Raw genomic sequence first — 21,322 nt, 5'->3', positions numbered from 1 at the left:
CCGATGAAAAAGCAGACAATCGCGCCAACACGCTGGTGGTTCATCATGCCCATCGTGTTTATCACCTACAGCCTGGCGTATCTCGATCGTGCAAATTTTAGCTTCGCTTCTGCTGCCGGGATTAATGACGATCTCGGCATCACCAAAGGCATGTCCTCGCTGCTGGGTGCGCTGTTCTTCCTGGGTTACTTCTTTTTCCAGATCCCGGGTGCAATTTACGCCGAACGCCGCAGCGTCAAGAAACTGATCTTCTGGTGCCTGATCCTGTGGGGCGGCTGTGCCTCACTGACCGGCGTGGTCAGCAACATTCCGATGCTGGCGGCCATTCGCTTTATTCTGGGCGTGGTGGAAGCCGCGGTGATGCCCGCGATGCTGATCTACATCAGCAACTGGTTTACCAAGTCGGAACGTTCACGCGCCAATACCTTCCTGATCCTGGGTAATCCGGTCACGGTGTTGTGGATGTCGGTCGTGTCAGGCTATCTGATCGAATCGTTTGGCTGGCGTGAGATGTTTATCTTCGAAGGGATTCCGGCGGTGGTCTGGGCGATCGCCTGGTGGTTCCTGGTGCAGGATAAGCCGGCGCAGGCGCGCTGGATGAGCGATGCCGAGAAAGCGGCATTGCAGGCTGAACTGCAGAAAGAGCAGGAAAATATTAAAGCGGTGCGCAACTACAGCGAAGCGTTCCGCAACCGTAACGTGATCATTCTCTGCCTGCAATATTTTGCCTGGAGCATCGGCGTCTATGGCTTTGTGCTGTGGCTGCCGTCGATTCTGCGTAACGGCACGCAGATGGGTATGGTAGAGGCGGGCTGGCTCTCTGCGGTGCCTTATCTGGCGGCGACCATTGCGATGGTGGTGGTCTCCTGGGCGTCGGATAAAACTCAGAACCGTAAGCTGTTCGTCTGGCCGCTGCTGCTGGTGGGCGCGCTGGCGTTCCTGGGCTCTTATCTTGTGGGATCGAACAATTTCTGGATGTCCTACACCCTGTTAGTGATTGCCGGTGCCGCGATGTATGCGCCTTACGGACCGTTCTTCGCCATTATTCCTGAGATGCTGCCACGCAATGTCGCCGGTGGCGCAATGGCGCTGATTAACAGTATGGGTGCGCTGGGGTCGTTTATCGGTTCATGGATTGTCGGCTATCTTAATGGAGCCACCGGCAGCCCGTCCGCGTCCTACATCTTTATGGGATCGGCCCTGCTGGTTTCGGTGTGGCTGACGCTGATTGTGAAACCGGCGCAGAACAAAGCGCCGCCGCTGCAGGGTGCAAAACCCGCCTGAAAGCGTAAACGTTAGCCTCTATTTCTCCGGGCGGCCTGCAAGCCGCCCGCTACTTATTGACCGGGAGCCACCGAATGAAACCCGCTGTAATTCTCTATAAAAAACTGCCCGACGATCTTTATGCTCGCCTGGCTGAACAGTGTGACGTGACGGAAATCAGCGATCTCTCGCCGGAAAGCCAGCAGGAACATGCTGCGGCGTTCCAACAGGCAGAAGGTCTGCTGGGATCGGGCGGTAAAGTGAATGGTGAGCTGCTGGCGAAGATGCCCAATCTGCGCGTCTGCTCCAGCGTCTCTGTAGGCTATGACAATTTTGATGTGGATGCGCTGAATCAGCGTCACGTGGTGCTGATGCACACGCCGACCGTGCTGACCGAAACCGTGGCGGACACCATGATGGCGCTGGTACTGAGCACCGCGCGTCGGGTACCGGAACTGGATGCCTGGGTCAAAGCGGGCAACTGGCAGAAGAGCATCGGTCCGGCACAGTTCGGCATCGACGTGCATCATAAAACGCTGGGTATTCTCGGCATGGGACGTATCGGGATGGCGCTGGCACAGCGCGCCCACTTTGGCTTCGGTATGAAAATCCTCTACAACGCCCGCCGCGAGCATGAAGAGGCGCAGTCGCGCTTTGGCGCACAGCGCTGTGAACGGGAGGCGCTGCTGAAGCAGAGTGATTTCGTCTGCATCAGTTTGCCGCTGACCGAAGAGACGCACCATCTGATCGGTGCCGCCGAGCTTGAACTGATGAAGCCGGATGCGGTGCTGATCAACGCCGGTCGCGGGCCGGTGGTGGATGAAAATGCGCTGATCGCCGCGTTGCAGGCGGGCAAACTGCATGCCGCCGGGCTGGATGTGTTTGAGCAGGAGCCAGTCTCTGCCGACTCTCCGCTGCTGTCGCTGCCCAATGTGGTGACGCTGCCGCATATCGGTTCTGCCACCCACGAAACCCGCTACGGCATGATGCAGGATGCGGTAGAAAATCTCCTCGCTGCACTCGGCGGAAGCGTCGAGAAAAACTGCGTGAACCCGCAGGCGCTGAAGTAATCCCCTCGCCTTTCCATTGCGCCCGCCCATGGCGGGCGTTATGGTGGACCCCCGATTCGCTATCACAAATATTTAACCGCTATGTCTTTTTCTCAGTTCGGCGACAAATTTACCCAACATTCCGGGATCTCACGTCTGATGGAAGATATGGGCGCGGGCCTGCGAACGCCCGGCACCATCATGCTGGGCGGCGGTAATCCGGCGCAGATCCCGGCCATGAACGACTACTTTCAGCAACTGCTGCAGCAGATGCATGAGGAAGGCAAACTCAGCGAGGCGCTGTGCAATTACGACGGCCCGCGCGGAAAAGCGACGCTGCTGGCGTCGCTGGCCGGACTGCTGAGCGATCAGCTTGGCTGGCCCATCACCGCACAGAACATTGCGCTGACTAACGGCAGCCAGAGCGCCTTCTTCTATCTGTTCAATCTGTTCGCCGGTCGTCGGGCCGATGGCAGCAAAAAGCGGGTGCTGTTCCCGCTGGCGCCTGAGTATCTGGGCTATGCGGATGCCGGCCTGGAAGAGGGGCTGTTTGTGTCGGCGAAGCCGAACATTGAGCTGCTGCCGGAAGGCCAGTTTAAATATCATGTCGATTTTGAGCATCTGCCGATGAATGAAGAGGTCGGGCTGATCTGCGTATCGCGCCCGACCAACCCCACCGGCAACGTGATCACCGATGATGAACTGATGCAGCTCGATGCGCTGGCACAGCAGCATGACGTGCCGCTGCTGATCGACAATGCCTATGGCGTGCCGTTCCCCGGCATCATTTTCAGCGAGGTGCGCCCGCTGTGGAACCCCAACATCATTCTCTGCATGAGTCTGTCGAAGCTCGGCCTGCCGGGTGCGCGTTGCGGCATCATTATCGCTGACGAGAAGACTATCACCGCGCTGAGCAATATGAACGGCATCATCAGTCTGGCACCCGGCAGTATCGGTCCGGCCATTGCCAATGAGATGATCCGTCGCGGCGATCTGTTACGGCTCTCCGAAGAGGTGATTAAGCCGTTCTATCAGCAGAAGGTGCAGCAGACCATTGCGATCCTGCGGCGCTATCTGCCGGAAGACCGCTGCCTGATCCACAAGCCGGAAGGGGCGATTTTCCTCTGGCTCTGGTTCCGCGATCTGCCGATCACCACCGAATTGCTTTATCAGCGGCTGAAAGCGCGCGGCGTGCTGATGGTGCCGGGCCACTTCTTCTTCCCGGGACTGGAACAGGCGTGGCCGCACACCCATCAATGTATGCGGATGAATTACGTGCCGGATGCAGAGAACATTGAGCGGGCGGTGCAGATTCTGGCGGAAGAGGTTGAGAACGCCTGGCGCGACAGCTAATCCTGCGTATCGGTTAACGACAGCTGGCACCACTGTGCCAGCTGCTGAATCGCCTGTTCCACCTCTGCATTCCAGCCAAAACCGGCATTCAGCCGGAAACAGTGATCGTAGCGCTGGTCGGTGGCAAAAATGTGGCCCGGCGCAATGCCGATGCCCGCGTTGCGCGCTTTCAGAAACAGCTCGCGCACGTTCAGCGCCTGTCGGGGCATCTCAACCCACAGCACATAGCCTCCTTCCGGATCGGACACCCGGGTCCCCGCCGGAAATTCCCGTAACACCGACTGGCGCATTTCACGGATTTGTCGTGCCAGCTCACGCCGCAGCTTACGCAGATGAGCATCATAGCCGCCGCTGCGCAGCAGTTCCGCTACCGCCGCCTGCGACAGCACCGAGGTGCCCATGGTTGAGGTATATTTCAGTGAGGCGATTTTGCGCATGTAGTTGACGCTGTGAACCCAGCCGATACGAATGCCTGGCGCCACGGTTTTAGAGAAGCCGCTGCAGAGAATGGCGTTGGGGCTGAAGGCGCGCATCGGGAAAGGGCGGCGTTCACCAAAGGCAGTATCGCCAAAAATATCATCCTCAATAATCACCACGTCGTTTTCATCCGCCTGCCGCGCAATATAGGCCTTATGCTCGTTGGGAATGCTTTTTCCCAGCGGATTGTTGACGTTGCACAGAGTGAGAAAGACCCGCACCGCCTTGCGCTGAAACAGCCCGGTGAGCTTCGCGACATCGACATACCCTTCCGGCCCGGCTTCCACTTCAATCACCCGTAAATTGAGGTTATGCAGCATCTGCAGCAGCACGAAATAGCAGGGTGATTCCACGGCGACCACATCGCCCGGCTGGGTCGTGGCGCGCAGCGACAGCGAGATCGCCTCAATGCAGCCGTTGGTGATCAGAATATCGTCAGCGCTGATATTGCAGCCGTAACCCACTGCCCGGCGGGCAATCTCTGTTTTCAGCGGCGCATAGCCGGTGCCCTTCACCGTATTCCCGAGCAGGGCCGGTTTGCTGTAGCCCATCTGACGCATCAGCAGGCCGATGCGCTTGACCGGATAGAGCGCACTGTCGCCGTTGGCCAGATCGAGACGCACCCGGCAGTCTGAGCCAAGCATCGCCAGATGGAGCTCTGTCTGCTCATCAAGCGGCGCGATGGCGCGCGGCTGTTCACTGACGGCGGGCAGCTGACGCGAAGAGGGCCGCTGCGGGGCAACAAAAAAGCCCGATTTGGGGCGGGCAACGGCGTAGCGCTCATCTTCCAGCGTGCGCAGTGTCTTCAGGGCGGTGGTAAGGCTGACATTGTACTGCGTCGCCAGCGTGCGCACCGACGGCAGACGGCTGTCAGGTGCCAGCGAACCGGCATGAATGGCCTGCTTGATCTGTTCTGCGATCTGGCGGTAACGACTGCTCTGACTCTCCTGTTCCCCGATAATATCGGCCATCTGTTCCACTCCATATCGCGCTGATCTGTGCATATTCAACAGAGTACATTCAAAGTACTTTAGGCTGCATCTCTTAATTATTCATAACGCTAAACGGCCCGGCGACCCCGTCAGCCCCGGGCTTCAGACCATAAAGTGATTCTGTTCACCTGAGGAAAACGTGAGAAATGAATAATCTGCCCGCCATGATGAAGGAGATGGAAGCGTATCTGTCACCCGCCATCATTGAGTCCGCTCAGCGCTGCTCTCTTCGCCTGCTGGCAGCGTTGCCGGATCAGCAGCAGCTGGAGAATAACCGTGTGCTGCTCGCCTATGGCGGGGGAAAAGACAGCAGCTACATGGTGGCTTACGTGCGTTACATTCAGGGACTGATCTGGCAGCAGCAGGGCAGCACCTTTCATCTGCGGATCAGCACCAATCGCCATGCGGCGATGAATCAGAGCGTAATGGAGAATATTCACCGCGTTTATCAGTCGCTGGCGATGCATGACGATGAGCGGGTGGAGTGTCTGGTGGTGGATGGCCTGCTTATCCGGCCATTTGACCGCGACCTGCCGATGCCGGGCAGCGTGCGGCAGCAGAACCGCAATGACGTGCTGATGAATGGCCACCGGTTTCGCGCCGACGCGCGCTCGACCTTCTGCAACGCCTGTAATCTCAGCATGGTGAACTCCTTTGGCCTGGCGGCAGACTACAACGGTGGCGTGGATCTGATTGTTACCGGCGACTCGCCACAGGAGCAGGCCGCCTATGTCGCCTGGGCGCGGCACCTCTCACGGCTGTTTGATGCGCCGGTGGCGGACAAAACCCGGGGCTTCAGCGGGTTTCTGCAGACGCTGGATGGTGTGGCAGAGCGCTACTTCAGCGATGTTTATGGCGCCGATCAGCTGACGCCTGCGCACCGCATCACCCACCAGCTGGCGCGCAATCCACTGTTCTTCAACATCTATCAGGACACCGCCTATGAAGCGGGCGCGCACTGGGCACTGCTCAGCGAATTTATGCGCTTCCGTTTTGATGCGCTGATGTTCAGCTTCTCCGAATCCGACTGCGGTAATCCGACGCTGATGGCACACCTGCGCGGATTGCGGGCAGAAACGCTGCTGCAGCGCCACTATGCCGAAGGGATCCGCGAATATGTGCGCTTTGCGCTGGGACTGATGGTGAAGAAAGATTTTCCGCCCGCGCTAATCGATGAGATGGCGGCGCGCTATCAGGATGACGCCGCGATCCAGCAGCAGCGGCAGCGCGCGGCGGACTTCGCCATACAGGCGTTTGACCTCAGCGAAGATCAGCTGATCTGCATGATCTACTCCCCGTTCCTGGCGCAGGGAGAGCAGCTCGGACACTGGCTGATGCAGCAGCAGATTACGCTGGATGAGGCGGCCATCCGCGACCTGCTTGAGCAACGCAGTGAGGATGGCGCGCTGGCACAGCAGTTAACCCGGCTCTCCGGCATGACGCTGACGCAGATGCGGCACTGCTGGCAGAGCAAGCCGGTCAGTTCGCTGCTGGAGGGCAAAAGCGCCGATCCGCTGTCGCGCGTGCTGCGTTTTGATCCCCACAAAGCGGTGATTCAGGTCAATAACGGTGTACTGAATGACATCGTGACAGAAATCATTTCCGGGCGTTAACCCGGTAAGGCGAGGCGATGAAAAAGATTTTTCTGCAAATTGGCGCCACCCGCGACGGGCAAAATCCTTACTGCGCGGTGGCGAAGCGCGACGGCTATTTTACCGTGCTGGCTGAAATGGGTGATTTCGTCGATTACCAGTCGTTAAGCCTGGCTCTGCCGTTTGATCTGATCATTCGCCTCGATCGCCCCGAGAATCCCTGGGAGGTGATGCAGGCCTATCTGCACGCCGGTTTACTGGCGCATCCGCTGGTGGTGCTGGCGGGCTTTGAAGCCTACAACGCCAGCGCCGGACGACTGCGCGAGATGCTGGCCGGGCCGGATGCGCCCGCCGCCTTTATTCCGCTGGATAAATATGCGCAGCGTATGGCGCTGAAAAAAGCCTGGCCGCGCTTCCCGCAGCCGGAGTTCCGCTTTTTCGCCTCGCCGCTCAGCATTCTGGATGCCGGACAGGCGCTGATCTATCCCTGCGTCGTAAAACCGGTGGATGGCGGCGGCGGCCTGGGTATCTGGCTGATTGAGCATGCCGATCAGCTGCATAGCGTAGTGAAACAGCTGGTGCAGACCATGAACTACGGCGGACGCGGCTTCAGCGGCTTTATTGTGGAAAGCGCGCTGATCGGCGATGAGTTTTCGTTGCAGGGCGTGGTGCATCAGGGACATCCCCAGGCGCTGACCTGCTGCCAGAAGGTGATTGAGCAGCACCGGGATGCTGAGGGCTGCGTCAGCTTTTATGAGTCGGGGCATGTGGCGATGGCGGCAGCGGCCCTGCCGGTCTCGTTCAGCAGCCTGATGACATTCTGTTGCGAAACCTTTGGCTACCGTCAGGGTGCATTTCATATCGATTTTATTGTGGTCAACGGCGTGCCACATTTCCTGGAGATGGGGTTCCGGCTCTCCGGCATGGGCGTGGCGACGCTGGTGCAGGAGGCGACTGGCATCAACTGGGCGGAAGTCACCTTCCGGTTAGAAGCGGGCGGCGCGTTACCTGTCTTTGCCTTCACCACACCCGGTGCGGTCGGCCAGCTGCGGTTGCGGCAACCGGCGCAGCTGCAGGCTGCCGAACGCTGGATCGATCAGCATCAGCAGGGCGCGTTGTTACCGCCACTCAGATTGCCTGCGTTACAGGTTTCGTCACGCTCATCGCTCTATGCCGACCTGACGCGTCACGCGGGCATTCTGGCCACTTTCAGCCTGACGGCCACAGCGCGTGAGCCGATTATGACCACTTTTCAGCAGGTGATTGCCGCGCAGCCGGTGGCGGCCGGGAGAGATAAAGTATGTGCAGGATGATTCTGGCGCATGGCCGGTTCGACAGCGCAGAAATTCTGGAGGCGGCGCGCGCCATGAGCTGCGGTGAAAGCGCCGAACACGATGGCCCGATCAAATCACACCCTAACGGCTGGGGCTGTCTGTGGCTCGAAGAGGGCGAGATTCGTACCCTGCACGGCACCGGCGCGTTCGCAGAAGCGCTGCCGGGTATCGATGTGGATCGCCTGCGCAGCCGGTTTCTGGCGGTGCATGTGCGGCACGCCACGCTGAGTAAAAATCAGGGACTGGCGTTTTCTCATCCGCTGTGGCGCAACAGCGCCGGACATCAGTGGTACATGATGCATAACGGCTTTCTGCCGACGATTTACCGTCAGCTCGGTCTGGCCGAATCGCGCTTCGATTCAGAAGAGTATCTGCGTTATCTGGTAGATCAGACCACGCCTGCCGATTTCACCCGCGACTATCTGCGCGCAAAGATGGCGCAGGTAGAGCCGGGCGGCAGCGCAGGGAATGCCATTTTCGTCACCCGTGACAAAGCCTGGGCGTGGCAGTGGTATCCGCACGACACGCCCTGGCCCGACTATTTTACGATGCATTTTCAGCAACAGGATGGTTGCACGCTGATCGCCTCTGAACCCGTGGCAATACCAGGCAGCGCTGGCAACTGGCGGCGAATGAACAATCATGAACTCTATGAAATACCGTTTAGGGAGTGATAAACATGGCAATTTTCAATCAGTTCCGCGTGATTAATCCCAACATGTTTGTGGAATCGACCTGGCTGGATGACATCGTTACCGCACGGGTGCCGCTGCTGGTGTTGCGTAATTTCCTGACGCCAGAGGTGCGGGAAGCGGTGGTGACCGACCTGCAGAGCTGCCGGGAAAAGATCCGTGTCTCCCACTATCCCAATGGCGCGCTGACCACGCTCGGCCACTATCTGGCGCGTCATACTGCGGCTCCCGATAACTATTTTACCGAGCTGCGCGATATCCAGCCGGCGTTGCCGCCCTCACTGAATACGCTGCGCGAACAGATTTACCGCTGGGTTCAGCATGCGCTGCGGCTGGAAAGTTTACGCATCGCCCACGAACCGGGTTGTGGAGACTATGCCGGTTCTATCGTGCGCTTTCATGCCAATGGCGTCGCGAACCCGCTGCATAACGACAATATCGTGCGCGACGCCGCAGAGACTTCGCTGGTGGTGACGCAAATCCTGCATCAGCTCAGCTGCGTGGTCTGCCTGCAGGAGTGCAACGCGGGCGGAGCACTGCGTATCTACAACAAAAAGTGGTCGCCAGAGGATGAGCAGTTCAAAACTGCCGGGGAGCTGGGTTATCGCAGTGGGGTGATTGAAAACAGTGAGATCTGCGAATTTTCACCACGCAGTGGCGATATCTATCTGTTTAATCCTGCGTTTTATCATGAGATCGATCGGGTCGAAGGCGATACCCGTATCACCATGGGTTTCTTTTTCGGGCTGACCGATAAAAAAATGAAACACGCTATCGCCTGGAGCTAAGCCGGGCTGTGCCAGAACAGGAGAAGGGAATGACGACGTTTGAAAAAATTACTGCGCTGCTGGATCAGCAGCAGGCCAGCTACCGCGTGGTGGAACATGAGGCGATAGGGCAGACCGAACAGATCAGCCAGATACGCGGTAACCTGCTGGGTCAGGCGGCCAAAGCGATGGTGCTGGAGGTCAGCATGCCGGACGGTGCGCCATCGCGTCAGCTGCTGGCGATAGTGCCGGGCGACTGCCGGATCAATTTCAAAAGTGCGGCGCGCGCCATCGGCGGCAAAAAATCCTCTTTCGCCGCTCCGGAGCTGGCGCAGGCGCTGACGGGCTGTGTGATGGGCGCGGTACCGCCGTTTAGTTTTGATGACCGGCTGGCGCTGCGGGTGGATACCCGGCTGCAACAGGTCGGAACGTTATGGTTTAACGCGGGCGAGCTGGAGAAGTCGATCGCGCTGGCTGCAGATGATTATTTTCGCATCGTGGGTGAAGGCTGCTGTGCCGATATCGCGACCCCGATTGCGGTCACCGCCTGACGGCAGGACAAGGAGTTTCTGATGTCGGTAAAAGATATGCTGTTAGCGCTGTGCGTGGTGGTGGCGTGGGGCGTCAATTTTGTGGTGATCAAGCTGGGGCTGCAGGGTATGCCGCCTTTTTTGCTCGCCGGGCTGCGTTTTACCCTGGTCGCCTTTCCCGCCATTTTCTTTGTGCGTCGCCCGCCGATTCCGCTGCGCTGGCTGGTGGTGTATGGCATGACCATCAGTTTTGGCCAGTTCGCCTTTCTGTTCCTGGCGATCAAGCTCGGCATGCCTGCCGGTCTGGCCTCGCTGGTGCTGCAGGCGCAGGCATTCTTTACCCTGTTGCTGGGCGCGTTGTTGCTGGCGGAGAAGCTGCGCTGGAATCATATCGTCGGGATTATCATCGCTACGCTGGGGATATTTTTGCTGGCAACGGCAGGCATGGAAGGGCAGACCAGCGCCGGTATCACGCTGACCACCATGATGCTGACGCTGTCGGCGGCGCTCTCATGGGGACTGGGTAATATCACCAATAAGATTATTATGCGGAACCGCAGCGTGCCGATCATGTCACTGGTGGTCTGGAGTGCGCTGGTGCCGATCGTTCCTTTCTTTGCCTGTTCGCTGCTGTTTGATGGTCAGGCCGCCATCGTTAACAGCCTGCTGCATATCGGCCTGCAGACCGTGCTGGCGCTGTTCTATCTGGCATTTGTCGCCACCATTGTGGGTTACGCCATCTGGGGGAATCTGCTGAGTCGCTACGAAACCTGGCGCGTCGCGCCGCTGTCGCTGCTGGTGCCGGTGGTGGGGATTATTACCGCCGCGCTGGTGCTGGATGAGCATCTCTCCGGGCAGCAGATGCTGGGTGCGGTGGTGATTATTCTGGGGTTACTGGTCAATGTGTTTGGTGGCGTGCTGGGTCAGCGTTTAGCGATGCGAACGCAGCCGTAAGGACAAGTCCGCCTTCAGACATAAGGGCAAAAAAAACGCCGCTAATGCGGCGTTTGTCATGGTTACTTCAGAATCTCAATACGGCGTGGTTTCGCCTCTTCCGGCACCAGTCGTTCAAGATCGATGCTCAGCAGACCATTCTCGAGACGGGCATCGCGCACCACAATGTGGTCGGCGAGCTGGAATTTACGCTCGAAGTTACGCTCGGCGATACCCTGATACAGGTATTTACGCTCGGTCTGCTCTTCAGGATGGGCACCCCGCACGATCAGCACGTTATCGTGCGCCGTGATATCCAGTTCGCTCTGAGCAAAACCGGCCACCGCAATAGTAATGCGATAGTGATTTTCATCGACCAGTTCAACGTTATAGGGAGGATAGCCGCCATTGCTCTGATTCTGATTAGATTCGAGCAGGTTAAACAGGCGATCAAAACCGATTGCAGAGCGATAAAGTGGGGTGAGATCAAAATTACGCATATTAAGACTCCTGAATTTCAGCAAGTTTTGGCAACCTTCCACTACTGGACAGGCTGGATACGGCACCCCACTGTCCCTTGCGGCAACGGTGAGTGCGTCCGTAAACTAAAAATGGGTGCCACAAGACCATTTTCAAGAGGGCGAAATGCAATTTTTTTCGCCAATTTGAGGAAATGACATACACTCAGGACTACATTTGCCAGACCCAAACGGACTTCGCCCCAGAGTGTTGACGTTGTCTGGCAAGCAAACTCAGCCAGGCTTATGCCATGACTGAAGGGATGATGATGATGAAATTGATGAAGACCTTACCTCTGGCTGGAGTGGTGTGCTGCGCAATGGCAACAACCGGCTGTTCCAGCGTGATGTCTCACACAGGTGCGAGTCAGGGCTACTATCCAGGCACCCGTGCCAGCGCTGATATGCTGTCCGATGGTGATACCAGCTGGGCGCTGAAGCCGCTGGCGTTAATCGATCTTCCTTTCTCTGCCGTGCTGGATACGCTGCTGCTGCCGTGGGACTACTACCGCAGCGACAAAGATAAATCTCTCGACTCTCCACGTGAACGCATCCTGCAGAGCGAAAGGCTGGCGCATACGCAGGAAAGCCTGGCGCAGGCGCAGCCTATGCCTCCTATGCGGTCACTGCCGCAACCGTAAAGAGTTGCCGCCAGCCATTCACCTCACGCATATAAGCAATCTGTGTACCATCAGGTGACCAGACCACCGCGTCACCTGATGGCGCCTCTTCCGTTCTGCGGGTCAGACGCTGACACGCGCCGCTCTCAACGTCACATCGCATCACGCTGTTATCGCAGACAAAAGCGATCGCCTGGCCGTCAGGATGCCAGCTAAAGGCGGACTGAATGCTGTGGCTGAGTCGGGTGATCTGACGCGGTTCGCCGCCGTTGGGGGAGACCGTCCAGAGCTGGATCACCTCTGCGGCATCCGCCATCAGAAACGCTATCTGGCTGCCATCCGGTGCGGCGCGCAGCCAGTGGCGAGGTTGCAGAGCCACACCACGGCTGTGCGTCAGGCGACGCTGCTGCACGCCAGCCGGTGGTGCAGGTAACTGCTGGCTGCTGCCCTCCAGCGGCATCTCTCCGGCGCGAGCGTAATCCTCCAGCGCATCAGGCAGATCAACAATAAAAACTTCAGGCCGTTTTTCGCCCTGCGCCGTCAGCGTGTCGCCAATAAAGGCGATCGCCCAGCGCTGCCAGCTGCCGTCCGGCTTCTGGTAGCCACGCTCACCGACCCAGCACTCCTCACAGGCACGATTAATCTGGTCACTGCCTGGCAGCGGTTCCGCATGCGTCTGGCTTACCAGCAGGCAAAAAAAGGTGCCGTCATATTCGCGCGGATGCTGCTTTTCGGGCGTTACAGCGCAAAGGGGCACCGCGATGCCGACGTTGCGCAGATCGAGCCGGCTATCCAGTTCGTGCATCACGTGGTCATTGTAGGTAAAGCTCAGGCGAGCACCATCGGGACTGAAGACATGTACATGCGAGCCGCCACGCAGCGCGCCAGGAGTAAACGGTGGCGTGATATCGCAGGCATCCAGATTCACCGCCGCACCGTTCTGAACGATCACCCCGCGCCGGTGGTGGAAGTCATACTGCCAGCTGGCATCGGGATGTTCCGGGCCATGAATGCAGACGTAGCGCGGTGGCAGGTCGGGACTGACCGTCACGACGCCGACATGGGCACCATGCCGGGCCTGATAGAGCACCTCCACCTCACCGGTCATCACATTGACCCGCTCAATGGTCTGACTGGTAAACGATGCGCCCGATGGACGAACGTCAAACGCCAGCCACTGGCTGTCGGCAGTCCAGACATTAATATTGGTGAGCTGATGCTGACGGGCAGCAAAGGTGATCTGTTTTTCTGACATGATGAAACCCACGGAGAAAGAGTTGCCCGACAAATTACGCGATTCTGTTTTGCGGTGCAGCATTTTTGCCGGGTTAGGGGATCCGGGCCGAAGCGGCCCGGCAGAGAACAGGCCGTTACAGCACTAACTCTTCGATGGCATGCGCGACGCCATCTTCCATATTGGTTTTGGTGATGAACTGAGCAATTTTCTTAACAGAGTCAATGGCATTCCCCATTGCGACACCCGTTCCTGCGTATTCGATCATCGCCAGGTCATTCTCCTGATCGCCAATCGCCATCACTTCTTCCTGCTTCAGGCCGAGCTTCTCAGCCAGCATTTTGACGCCCTGGCCTTTATTCACCCGACGATCGAGGATTTCGAGGTAATAAGGCGCGCTCTTCAGGATGGTGTAGGTATGCTGAGCATGCCCGGGCAGGCGGGCAATCGCCGCGTCTAGCAGGGCAGGCCGGTCGATCATCATCAGTTTCGGGAAGCGCATGGCACGATCCATCTCCTCCACCGCGCGGTAGCGCACCGGAATGCCGGTCAGGCTCGCTTCATGGATGGTGTATTCGCTGATGTCTTTGTTAGGGGTATAGAGATGGGTTTTGTCGAATGCCTGGAAATGTACGCCAAGCTCACGCGCCAGGTTCTCAATGTAGAGGTAGTCGTCAAAGGTCAGCGTCACTTCCGCCACGCACTCACCATCTTCGGCCTGATGAACCAGCGCACCGTTGTTGCTGATCGCGTACTGGCCGGGCGTCTGCATATCCAGTTCCATGAGATAGCGCTGGATACCCACAAACGGCCGGCCGGTGGTCAGAACAATCGACACCCCTTGCTGACGGGCGCGATCCAGGGCGGATTTCACCGCCGGTGTGATCTCATGTTGCGGGTTGAGCAGGGTGCCATCCATGTCGATAGCGATCAATTTAATAGCCATAGAGTCCTCGTAGCGTCTGGGTTTTGTTCAATGCTAGCGCGATTCAGCGCACATTGACCAGTTTCATGGCAGGCGAGAACGGCCAACTGACCACCAGGTTCAGGCGGTAAAGAGATCGCGGTGGATTTTAATCACGGCTTTTCGGATTGTTGCGGGTTCGCCAGGGGCGCAGCAGGGACGATGGATATCGTGCGGGAAAAAGAGCGCGAACATGCCGGGCATCAGCGTAATCACAGACTCATTCAATATCTTCTGATAAAAAACGACGTCTCGCTGCTGGGCAAAATCTTCGGTGATGTGCTGGTCGGGATGGGCGCGGGCCACGCCAATATTTTCGGTGCCTGCCAGCAGATACTGAATATCGATGTAGTTGAAGTGGGACTCCGCTTTACGCGCGCTGGCCGGTTCGGTCATCATCTCCTGCACCAGACAGAACATTTTGTTGTCGGGCAGGATCTCATATTTGCCGGTTTCCAGCTGGCTGAAATCTGTGCTGGCAATCCAGCTTATCGCCTGATCGACTACCGGATGAAAGGCGTGACGTTCTCTGTCCCAGTCGTGACGATCGCAAACAATCATGGTGTTACTCCCTGTGTGGAATAGTGCGCGGTAAATGCGCAAAGAGGGGCAAGAGTAAGGGAGCTGACCGGGTTAAAACGTGATCGGGATCGCATCATGCGGGCAGGAAGGCGCCTCCTGGCGGGTTTTCCGCCCGGACGGCACAAAAAAAAGGCCATCACATGGGTGATGGCCTTTCATCTCTGATGCCGGTTAAATATCGATATTGGCGGCTTTCAGCGCATTTTCTTCGATGAAGGCGCGGCGCGGTTCAACCGCATCGCCCATCAGGGTAGTGAACAGCTGATCAGCGCCAATCGCATCTTTAATGGTAACGCGCAGCATACGACGGCTGTCTGGATCCATGGTGGTTTCCCACAGCTGCTCCGGGTTCATCTCGCCCAGACCTTTGTAGCGCTGGACCGAGAGGCCGCGACGCGACTCTTTAATCAGCCACTCAATCGCCTGTTCGAAGCTTGCCACTGGCTGACGACGCTCGCCACGCTCGATGTAAGCATCCTCTTCCAGCAGACCACGCAGTTTGCTGCCCAGAGCGCAGATTTTGCGGTACTCAGGACCCTGAATGAAATCAGCATCCAGCGGATAGTCAGTATCTACACCGTGGGTACGGACGCGCAGTACCGGCTCGAACAGGTTTGATTCGCGGTTTTCACGCACCTGTGCCAGATAGGTGCTGCCATGCGCTTCGCGTTCAGTCAGATAGCTCACCAGACCATTCAGCCAGGTTGTAACCTCCGCTTCATTGCTCAGGTCGCTCAGCGTGTCGTGATAAATCATCGCACGCAGCATGGCCATCGGATAACGGCGCTCCATACGCTTGATCATCTTCTGGGTGCTGTTGAAGTCAGTGACCAGCGTCTCCAGCGGCTCACCGCCCAGCGCCGGCGCGCTGGCATTGGTGTGCAGCGTCGCGCCATCAAGCGCGATAGCGATCTGGTATTGATCCATCGCTTCATCATCTTTGATGTACTGCTCCTGCTTGCCTTTCTTCACTTTGTAGAGTGGCGGCTGGGCGATATAAACGTGGCCGCGCTCAATGATTTCAGGCATCTGACGATAGAAGAAGGTCAGCAGCAGGGTACGGATGTGCGAACCATCGACGTCGGCATCGGTCATGATGATGATGCTGTGATAGCGCAGCTTGTCCGGGTTGTACTCGTCGCGACCAATACCGCAGCCCAGCGCGGTGATCAGCGTGGCCACTTCCTGGGAGGCGAGCATCTTGTCGAAACGCGCTTTCTCAACGTTAAGAATCTTACCTTTCAGCGGCAGAATCGCCTGGTTTTTACGGTTACGGCCCTGTTTGGCCGAGCCGCCTGCGGAGTCACCCTCCACCAGGTAGATTTCAGACAGCGCCGGGTCGCGCTCCTGGCAATCCGCCAGTTTGCCTGGCAGACCCGCCAGGTCCAGCGCGCCTTTACGGCGGGTCATTTCACGGGCGCGGCGTGCCGCTTCACGGGCACGGGCAGCGTCGATGATTTTGCCGACTACAATTTTGGCGTCTGATGGGTTTTCCAGCAGGTATTCAGCCAGCAGTTCATTCATCTGCTGCTCAACCGCTGTTTTCACCTCGGAGGAGACCAGTTTATCTTTGGTCTGCGAGGAGAATTTAGGATCCGGCACTTTCACCGAAACCACAGCGATCAGACCTTCACGGGCATCATCACCGGTGGCGCTTACTTTAGCCTTCTTGCTGTAACCCTCTTTTTCCATATAGGCATTCAGGGTACGGGTCATCGCTGAACGGAAACCGGCGAGGTGTGTACCGCCGTCGCGCTGTGGGATGTTGTTGGTAAAGCAGTAGATATTTTCCTGGAAGCCGTCGTTCCACTGCAGCGCCACTTCCACACCAATGCCATCTTTCTCGGTAGAGAAATAGAACACGGTAGGGTGAATCGGGGTTTTGTTTTTGTTGAGGTACTCAACAAACGCCCGGATACCGCCTTCATAGTGGAAGTGATCGCTTTTACCATCACGCTTATCATCCAGACGAATCGACACGCCGGAGTTCAGGAATGAGAGTTCACGCAGGCGTTTCGCCAGGATGTCATACTCAAAATCGCGCACGTTGGTAAAGGTTTCGTGGCTTGGCCAGAAACGCACACGGGTCCCGGTAATGTCGGTCTCACCCGTCACCGCCAGTGGTGCCTGCGGTACGCCATGGACGTAAATCTGCTGATGCACTTTGCCTTCGCGACGGATGGTCAGCTCCAGCTTCTGCGACAGGGCGTTAACCACGGAGACGCCCACGCCGTGCAGGCCGCCGGAGACTTTATAGGAGTTATCATCGAACTTACCGCCAGCATGCAGCACGGTCATGATCACTTCAGCGGCAGAGATGCCCTCTTCTTCGTGAATACCGGTAGGAATGCCGCGTCCATCATCCTGCACCGATACGGAGTTATCGGCATGGATGGTGACCACAATGTCACTACAGTGACCAGCGAGCGCTTCGTCGATTGCGTTATCCACGACCTCGAATACCATGTGATGCAGACCGGTACCGTCATCGGTATCGCCGATATACATGCCCGGGCGTTTGCGTACCGCATCAAGTCCTTTCAGGACTTTAATACTTGAGGAGTCATAAGAATTCGACATCAACGTTTCTCGCTCATTTTAATCTTCAGGTTGAACCGCTATTTTACCCTGTTCCACGCGGAACATCTTGCCCTTTTCGTCGGTCATGTCGATTACATGTCCGGCAGAAATTGCGCTGACAAACACCTGAGCCTGAGTGGCTTTTAACCGTTCCGCCAACAGGCGTCGGCGGCTCTCATCCAGCTCAGAAGCAAAGTCATCAATGAGGTAAATACAGCGGCGTCCGCTCTGGCTTGTCAGGAACTCGCCCTGTGCCAGACGCAATGCACACATCAGCAGTTTTAACTGCCCGCGTGAGAGTAAATCTTCTACCGGCGTCCCTTCAGCCCGAATACGAAAATCCGCTTTATGGGGGCCGCTGGCGGTATAGGTCAGTGCGCGATCGCGCTCGAAGTTACGTTCCAGCAGTTCGGCGTAGTCGCTCTCTTTGTCCCAGCCACGCTGGAATGAGAAGCGCAGCTCAAATTCCGGCAGAAACTGGCCACAGGTGGCGGTGATTTCCGCGGAAATCGCCGCACTGTATTCCGCCCGCCACTGGCTGATCTGTTCAGCCAGCGGAACCAGCTCCTGATCCCAGGGACGAATCTGGCTGTAACGTGAGACCTGGCGCAGCGCCGCGTTCCGCTGTTTAAGCAGGCGGCGCATGTTGTTCCAGGCGTTAAAAAAGCCGGGGGTGTTATGAAAGCAGCCCCAGTCGACATAGGCTCTGCGATATTTGGGGCCGCCATTCAGCAAACTAAAGCCTTCAGGGGTGATTAACTGCATCGGCAACAGCTGCGCCAGCTCCGCGACCTTGTGACCATCGCTGCCATCAATGCGCACTTTGCTGTCACCGGCACGGTTTTTGGTCAGCCCGACTGAAATTTCCCGCTCTTTGTTTTCCAGACGCCCATGCAGCACAAACGCCGCCTCGTCGTGACGAATCACGCGTCCCGCCTGCAGGCTGCGAAACGAACGGCCATGCCCCAGAGTATGAATCGCTTCTAAAACGCTGGTTTTACCACTGCCGTTGGCGCCGACCAGGAAATTAAAGCCGGGTGCCAGCTGCAGGTCAGCCTGCTCAATATTACGAAAATCTTTGATAAGAAGGCGGGTTAAAGCCATGAATCAGTCCAGCGTGAAGGGCAATAAAGTTTTGGGCCTGGCGATTCAGGGCGTCAACGGCAAAGCAGGTTTGCCCGATACCTCAGTCACCAGGCCGTCGGCGTCGCCGCCAGTCTGGTTCCGGCCAGCGCGCAGGCCCTGGGAGCATACTGAAGTATGTGACCAGGGGCGAGCACTGCCCGGAATCAGAATGGCAAGTAAGCCAGGCCGATATATTCTACAAGCGCATGGGCATGACGACATAGGCCGCTGCCGGGCTCGCCACATCCTCAATCTGCACGCTCGACACCGAGTCGGTCAGCAGCAGACGGACGTTTTCGCACTTCAGCGCGTTCAGCACATCCAGCACGTAACTGACGTTGAAGCCAATCTCCAGTTCCGTGCCGTTATAGCTGACATCCAGCATCTCTTCCGCTTCTTCCTGTTCAGGGTTATTGGCGGTGATCTTCAGCTGATTTTCGGTGATATAGAGGCGAACACCGCGGAACTTCTCGTTAGAGAGGATAGCGGCGCGGGCAAATGCCTGTTTGAGCAGATCGCAGCCCGCTTCCAGCGCTTTGTCAGGATTCTTCGGCAATACGCGACGATAATCGGGGAAACGGCCATCAACCAGCTTAGAGGTAAAGATGTAGTCGCCGACATGCGCACGGATATTGCTGCCGCCAATCTGAACCTGCAGCGGAGTATCGCCGCCATCCAGCAGACGCAGCAGTTCAATCACGCCTTTACGCGGCACAATCACCGAATGACTCGGCAGCGCCTGACCAATCGGCATGGAGCAGACGGCCAGACGGTGACCGTCAGTGGCCACGGTGCGCAGCTCTTCCCCTTCGGTTTCAAACATCATGCCGTTGAGGTAGTAACGCACATCCTGATGCGCCATCGAAAACTGGGTCGCTTCTATCAGCCGTTTCAGAGTCGCCTGCGGCAGGGTAAATTCAACTTCACTCTGCCAGTCGTCAAGATTGGGGAAGTCACTGGCGGGCAGGGTCGACAGCGAAAAACGGCTGCGGCCAGAGCGCACCAGCATGCGATCGCCTTCCAGTGCCAGAGTAATTTCTGCGCCATCCGGCAATCCGCGGCAGATATCGAGGAATTTACGCGCCGGAACGGTGGTGGATCCAGGCTCATGTGCCTGAGTCAGCGCCACGCGTGCGACCATCTCCATTTCCAGATCGGTACCGGTCAGCAACAGCGAACCTTCAGTTACCTGCAGCAGCAGGTTTCCAAGGATCGGCAGCGTCGGACGACCACCCAGGGGGCCACTTACTTGTTGCAGCGGCTTCAGCAGCTGCTCACGTTCAACAATAAATTTCATAGCGTCAGGAAGATAATGTTCTGATGAGATTAGAGAAATCTTCTTTGATATCGTGGCTCTCTTCACGCAGCTGCTCAATCTTGCGGCAGGCATGAAGCACCGTTGTATGGTCGCGACCCCCAAAAGCATCGCCAATTTCTGGCAAGCTATGGTTGGTTAACTCTTTCGCCATCGCCATCGCCATCTGGCGCGGACGTGCCACCGAGCGCGAACGGCGCTTGGAAAGCAGATCCGCCACCTTAATTTTGTAGTACTCAGCCACGGTCTTCTGAATATTATCGATGGTGACCAGCTTTTCCTGCAGCGCCAGCAGATCGCGCAGCGCTTCGCGCACGAAGTCGATGGTAATCGCCCGGCCAGTAAAGTTGGCATTGGCGATCACGCGATTCAGCGCGCCTTCCAGCTCACGCACGTTAGAGCGTAACCGCTTGGCAATAAAGAAGGCGACTTCACCAGGCAGACGGATGTCGTTCTCATCCGCTTTTTTCATCAGGATCGCCACACGCGTTTCCAGCTCAGGCGGCTCGATCGCCACCGTTAAACCCCAGCCGAAACGTGATTTAAGACGATCTTCCACCCCGTTGATCTCTTTTGGATAGCGATCCGAGGTGAGGATGATCTGCTGATTGCCCTCTAATAAGGCATTAAAGGTGTGGAAGAACTCTTCCTGCGATCGCTCTTTATTAGCAAAGAACTGAATGTCATCGATCAGCAGCGCATCTACCGAACGGTAGTAGCGTTTGAACTCTTCAATCGCATTGTTCTGTAGTGCTTTAACCATGTCCTGCACGAAGCGCTCGGAGTGCATATAAACCACTTTTGCATTGGGTTTTCGGGCAATGATGCCGTTGCCCACCGCATGCAACAGGTGCGTTTTACCGAGACCGGTGCCGCCATACAGAAAAAGCGGGTTGTAAGCGCCGCCTGGATTATCCGCCACCTGACGTGCCGCCGCGCGCGCCAGCTGGTTAGATTTACCCTCGACGAAGTTATCGAAGTTATGACGGTTGTTCACATTTGAGCGATAGGTGACGTCGGCCGGAGCCGGGACATTATCCCAGCTGGGACGCATAATCTGCGTCGGGGCCGGACGAATATGGCTCTGTACGGGCATCACGGGCGCGCTGACGCTGGCCATTACGGGCTGGCTGACCGCTGCCGCCTGCTGCTGAACCGGGCGCGTTCCCACTTCAAAACGCAGGGCGGGCACGTTTGGACCGCAGAATTCATTCAGCAGTGCATTGATACTATTAAGGTATTTGTCCCGAACCCAGTCGAGTACGAAGCGATTTGGAGCATACAAGGCAAGCGTATTGTCGTTTAACTCAGCCTGTAGTGGACGGATCCACATGCTGAATTCGGTGGCAGGAAGCTCATCCTGCAAACGGGCAAGACACTGTTGCCAAAGCGTAAGTGACAC

At 57.3% G+C, this 21,322-nt stretch carries 19 protein-coding genes; 10 read left to right on the top strand and 9 right to left on the bottom strand.

What is annotated here, in order from left to right; translation table 11 throughout:
* The first annotated feature begins 3 nt into the window (after positions 1–3).
* The 3 genes from ACXKZD_RS00095 to ACXKZD_RS00085 all read left to right on the top strand — a co-directional run bounded on the left by ACXKZD_RS00095 (position 4) and on the right by ACXKZD_RS00085 (position 3,665).
* Positions 4–1,284 (top strand): MFS transporter, encoded by a 1,281-nt coding sequence (locus tag ACXKZD_RS00095; RefSeq protein WP_488981801.1) that lies wholly within the window; start codon positions 4–6, stop codon positions 1,282–1,284.
* Positions 1,285–1,358: 74 nt separating this feature from the next.
* Positions 1,359–2,333, top strand: a complete 975-nt coding sequence (ghrB, locus tag ACXKZD_RS00090; protein ID WP_010671603.1) for a glyoxylate/hydroxypyruvate reductase GhrB — start codon at positions 1,359–1,361, stop codon at positions 2,331–2,333.
* 81 nt (positions 2,334–2,414) lie between these two features.
* Positions 2,415–3,665 (top strand): valine--pyruvate transaminase, encoded by a 1,251-nt coding sequence (locus ACXKZD_RS00085; RefSeq protein ID WP_010671604.1) that lies wholly within the window; start codon positions 2,415–2,417, stop codon positions 3,663–3,665.
* Here the strand turns inward: ACXKZD_RS00085 and ACXKZD_RS00080 are convergent.
* Positions 3,662–5,113, bottom strand: a complete 1,452-nt coding sequence (locus ACXKZD_RS00080; protein WP_010258912.1) for an aminotransferase-like domain-containing protein — start codon at positions 5,111–5,113, stop codon at positions 3,662–3,664. The two genes, ACXKZD_RS00085 and ACXKZD_RS00080, sit on opposite strands and share 4 nt — an antisense overlap.
* A 167-nt stretch (positions 5,114–5,280) precedes the next feature.
* Between ACXKZD_RS00080 and ACXKZD_RS00075 the strand changes: the two genes are divergently transcribed.
* From ACXKZD_RS00075 to ACXKZD_RS00050, 6 genes are read left to right on the top strand one after another with little or no spacing between them, the layout of a single operon-like run.
* On the top strand, positions 5,281–6,747 hold the full coding sequence (locus tag ACXKZD_RS00075) for a hypothetical protein (RefSeq protein WP_033759346.1): 1,467 nt from the start codon (positions 5,281–5,283) through the stop codon (positions 6,745–6,747).
* A 17-nt stretch (positions 6,748–6,764) separates the two neighbouring features.
* Entirely contained in the window at positions 6,765–8,039 is a 1,275-nt protein-coding gene (locus ACXKZD_RS00070) for an ATP-grasp domain-containing protein (RefSeq protein ID WP_010671607.1), read from the top strand.
* Positions 8,027–8,734 (top strand): class II glutamine amidotransferase, encoded by a 708-nt coding sequence (locus ACXKZD_RS00065; protein ID WP_022624802.1) that lies wholly within the window; start codon positions 8,027–8,029, stop codon positions 8,732–8,734. The genes ACXKZD_RS00070 and ACXKZD_RS00065 overlap by 13 nt, the downstream gene beginning before the upstream one ends.
* 5 nt (positions 8,735–8,739) lie before the next feature.
* Entirely contained in the window at positions 8,740–9,540 is an 801-nt protein-coding gene (locus ACXKZD_RS00060; protein ID WP_179257258.1) for a 2OG-Fe(II)-dependent halogenase WelO5 family protein, read from the top strand.
* Between the two features lie 29 nt (positions 9,541–9,569).
* On the top strand, positions 9,570–10,070 hold the full coding sequence (locus ACXKZD_RS00055) for a YbaK/EbsC family protein (RefSeq protein ID WP_346557371.1): 501 nt from the start codon (positions 9,570–9,572) through the stop codon (positions 10,068–10,070).
* 21 nt (positions 10,071–10,091) lie between these two features.
* The gene (locus tag ACXKZD_RS00050; protein ID WP_060681401.1) at positions 10,092–11,003 is read left to right on the top strand and encodes an EamA family transporter; all 912 of its coding nucleotides are present in this window, start codon (positions 10,092–10,094) and stop codon (positions 11,001–11,003) included.
* A 62-nt stretch (positions 11,004–11,065) separates the two neighbouring features.
* On the opposite strand, the gene ibpA is transcribed toward ACXKZD_RS00050, so the two are convergent.
* A complete protein-coding gene (ibpA, locus tag ACXKZD_RS00045; RefSeq protein WP_010258920.1) occupies positions 11,066–11,482 on the bottom strand; it encodes a small heat shock chaperone IbpA in 417 nt (138 codons plus the stop codon).
* Positions 11,483–11,772: 290 nt separating this feature from the next.
* Here ibpA and ACXKZD_RS00040 point away from each other — a divergent pair, with 290 nt between their 5' ends.
* Complete coding sequence (locus tag ACXKZD_RS00040) at positions 11,773–12,141, top strand: YceK/YidQ family lipoprotein (RefSeq protein ID WP_223564587.1); 369 nt, start codon at positions 11,773–11,775, stop codon at positions 12,139–12,141.
* On the opposite strand, the gene ACXKZD_RS00035 is transcribed toward ACXKZD_RS00040, so the two are convergent.
* The 7 genes from ACXKZD_RS00035 to dnaA form a co-directional block, all read right to left on the bottom strand.
* A complete protein-coding gene (locus tag ACXKZD_RS00035; RefSeq protein ID WP_060681480.1) occupies positions 12,116–13,375 on the bottom strand; it encodes a YidR family protein in 1,260 nt (419 codons plus the stop codon). The genes ACXKZD_RS00040 and ACXKZD_RS00035 overlap by 26 nt on opposite strands.
* A 115-nt stretch (positions 13,376–13,490) precedes the next feature.
* Positions 13,491–14,300: a sugar-phosphatase gene (gene yidA / locus ACXKZD_RS00030; RefSeq protein WP_022624808.1), complete on the bottom strand. Its 810-nt coding sequence runs from the start codon at positions 14,298–14,300 to the stop codon at positions 13,491–13,493.
* Positions 14,301–14,399: 99 nt separating this feature from the next.
* Positions 14,400–14,879, bottom strand: coding sequence for a NanQ anomerase/TabA/YiaL family protein (locus ACXKZD_RS00025; RefSeq protein ID WP_010258925.1), 480 nt, complete (start codon positions 14,877–14,879; stop codon positions 14,400–14,402).
* 192 nt (positions 14,880–15,071) lie between these two features.
* Positions 15,072–17,480: a DNA topoisomerase (ATP-hydrolyzing) subunit B gene (gyrB, locus tag ACXKZD_RS00020; protein ID WP_050679970.1), complete on the bottom strand. Its 2,409-nt coding sequence runs from the start codon at positions 17,478–17,480 to the stop codon at positions 15,072–15,074.
* Positions 17,481–17,498: 18 nt separating this feature from the next.
* The gene (gene recF / locus ACXKZD_RS00015) at positions 17,499–18,584 is read right to left on the bottom strand and encodes a DNA replication/repair protein RecF (RefSeq protein WP_010258927.1); all 1,086 of its coding nucleotides are present in this window, start codon (positions 18,582–18,584) and stop codon (positions 17,499–17,501) included.
* A 217-nt stretch (positions 18,585–18,801) separates the two neighbouring features.
* Positions 18,802–19,902 carry a DNA polymerase III subunit beta gene (gene dnaN / locus ACXKZD_RS00010; RefSeq protein ID WP_010258930.1) on the bottom strand — a complete coding sequence of 367 codons (1,101 nt, stop codon included), beginning with the start codon at positions 19,900–19,902 and terminating at the stop codon, positions 18,802–18,804.
* A gap of 4 nt (positions 19,903–19,906) precedes the next feature.
* Positions 19,907–21,322 carry a chromosomal replication initiator protein DnaA gene (gene dnaA, locus ACXKZD_RS00005; protein WP_031591042.1) on the bottom strand — a complete coding sequence of 472 codons (1,416 nt, stop codon included), beginning with the start codon at positions 21,320–21,322 and terminating at the stop codon, positions 19,907–19,909.

Source organism: Pantoea sp. ABR1s, assembly GCF_057812235.1.
The sequence above is the reverse complement of the archived record's forward strand: the minus strand, read 5'-3'. Positions and strand labels throughout refer to the sequence as shown.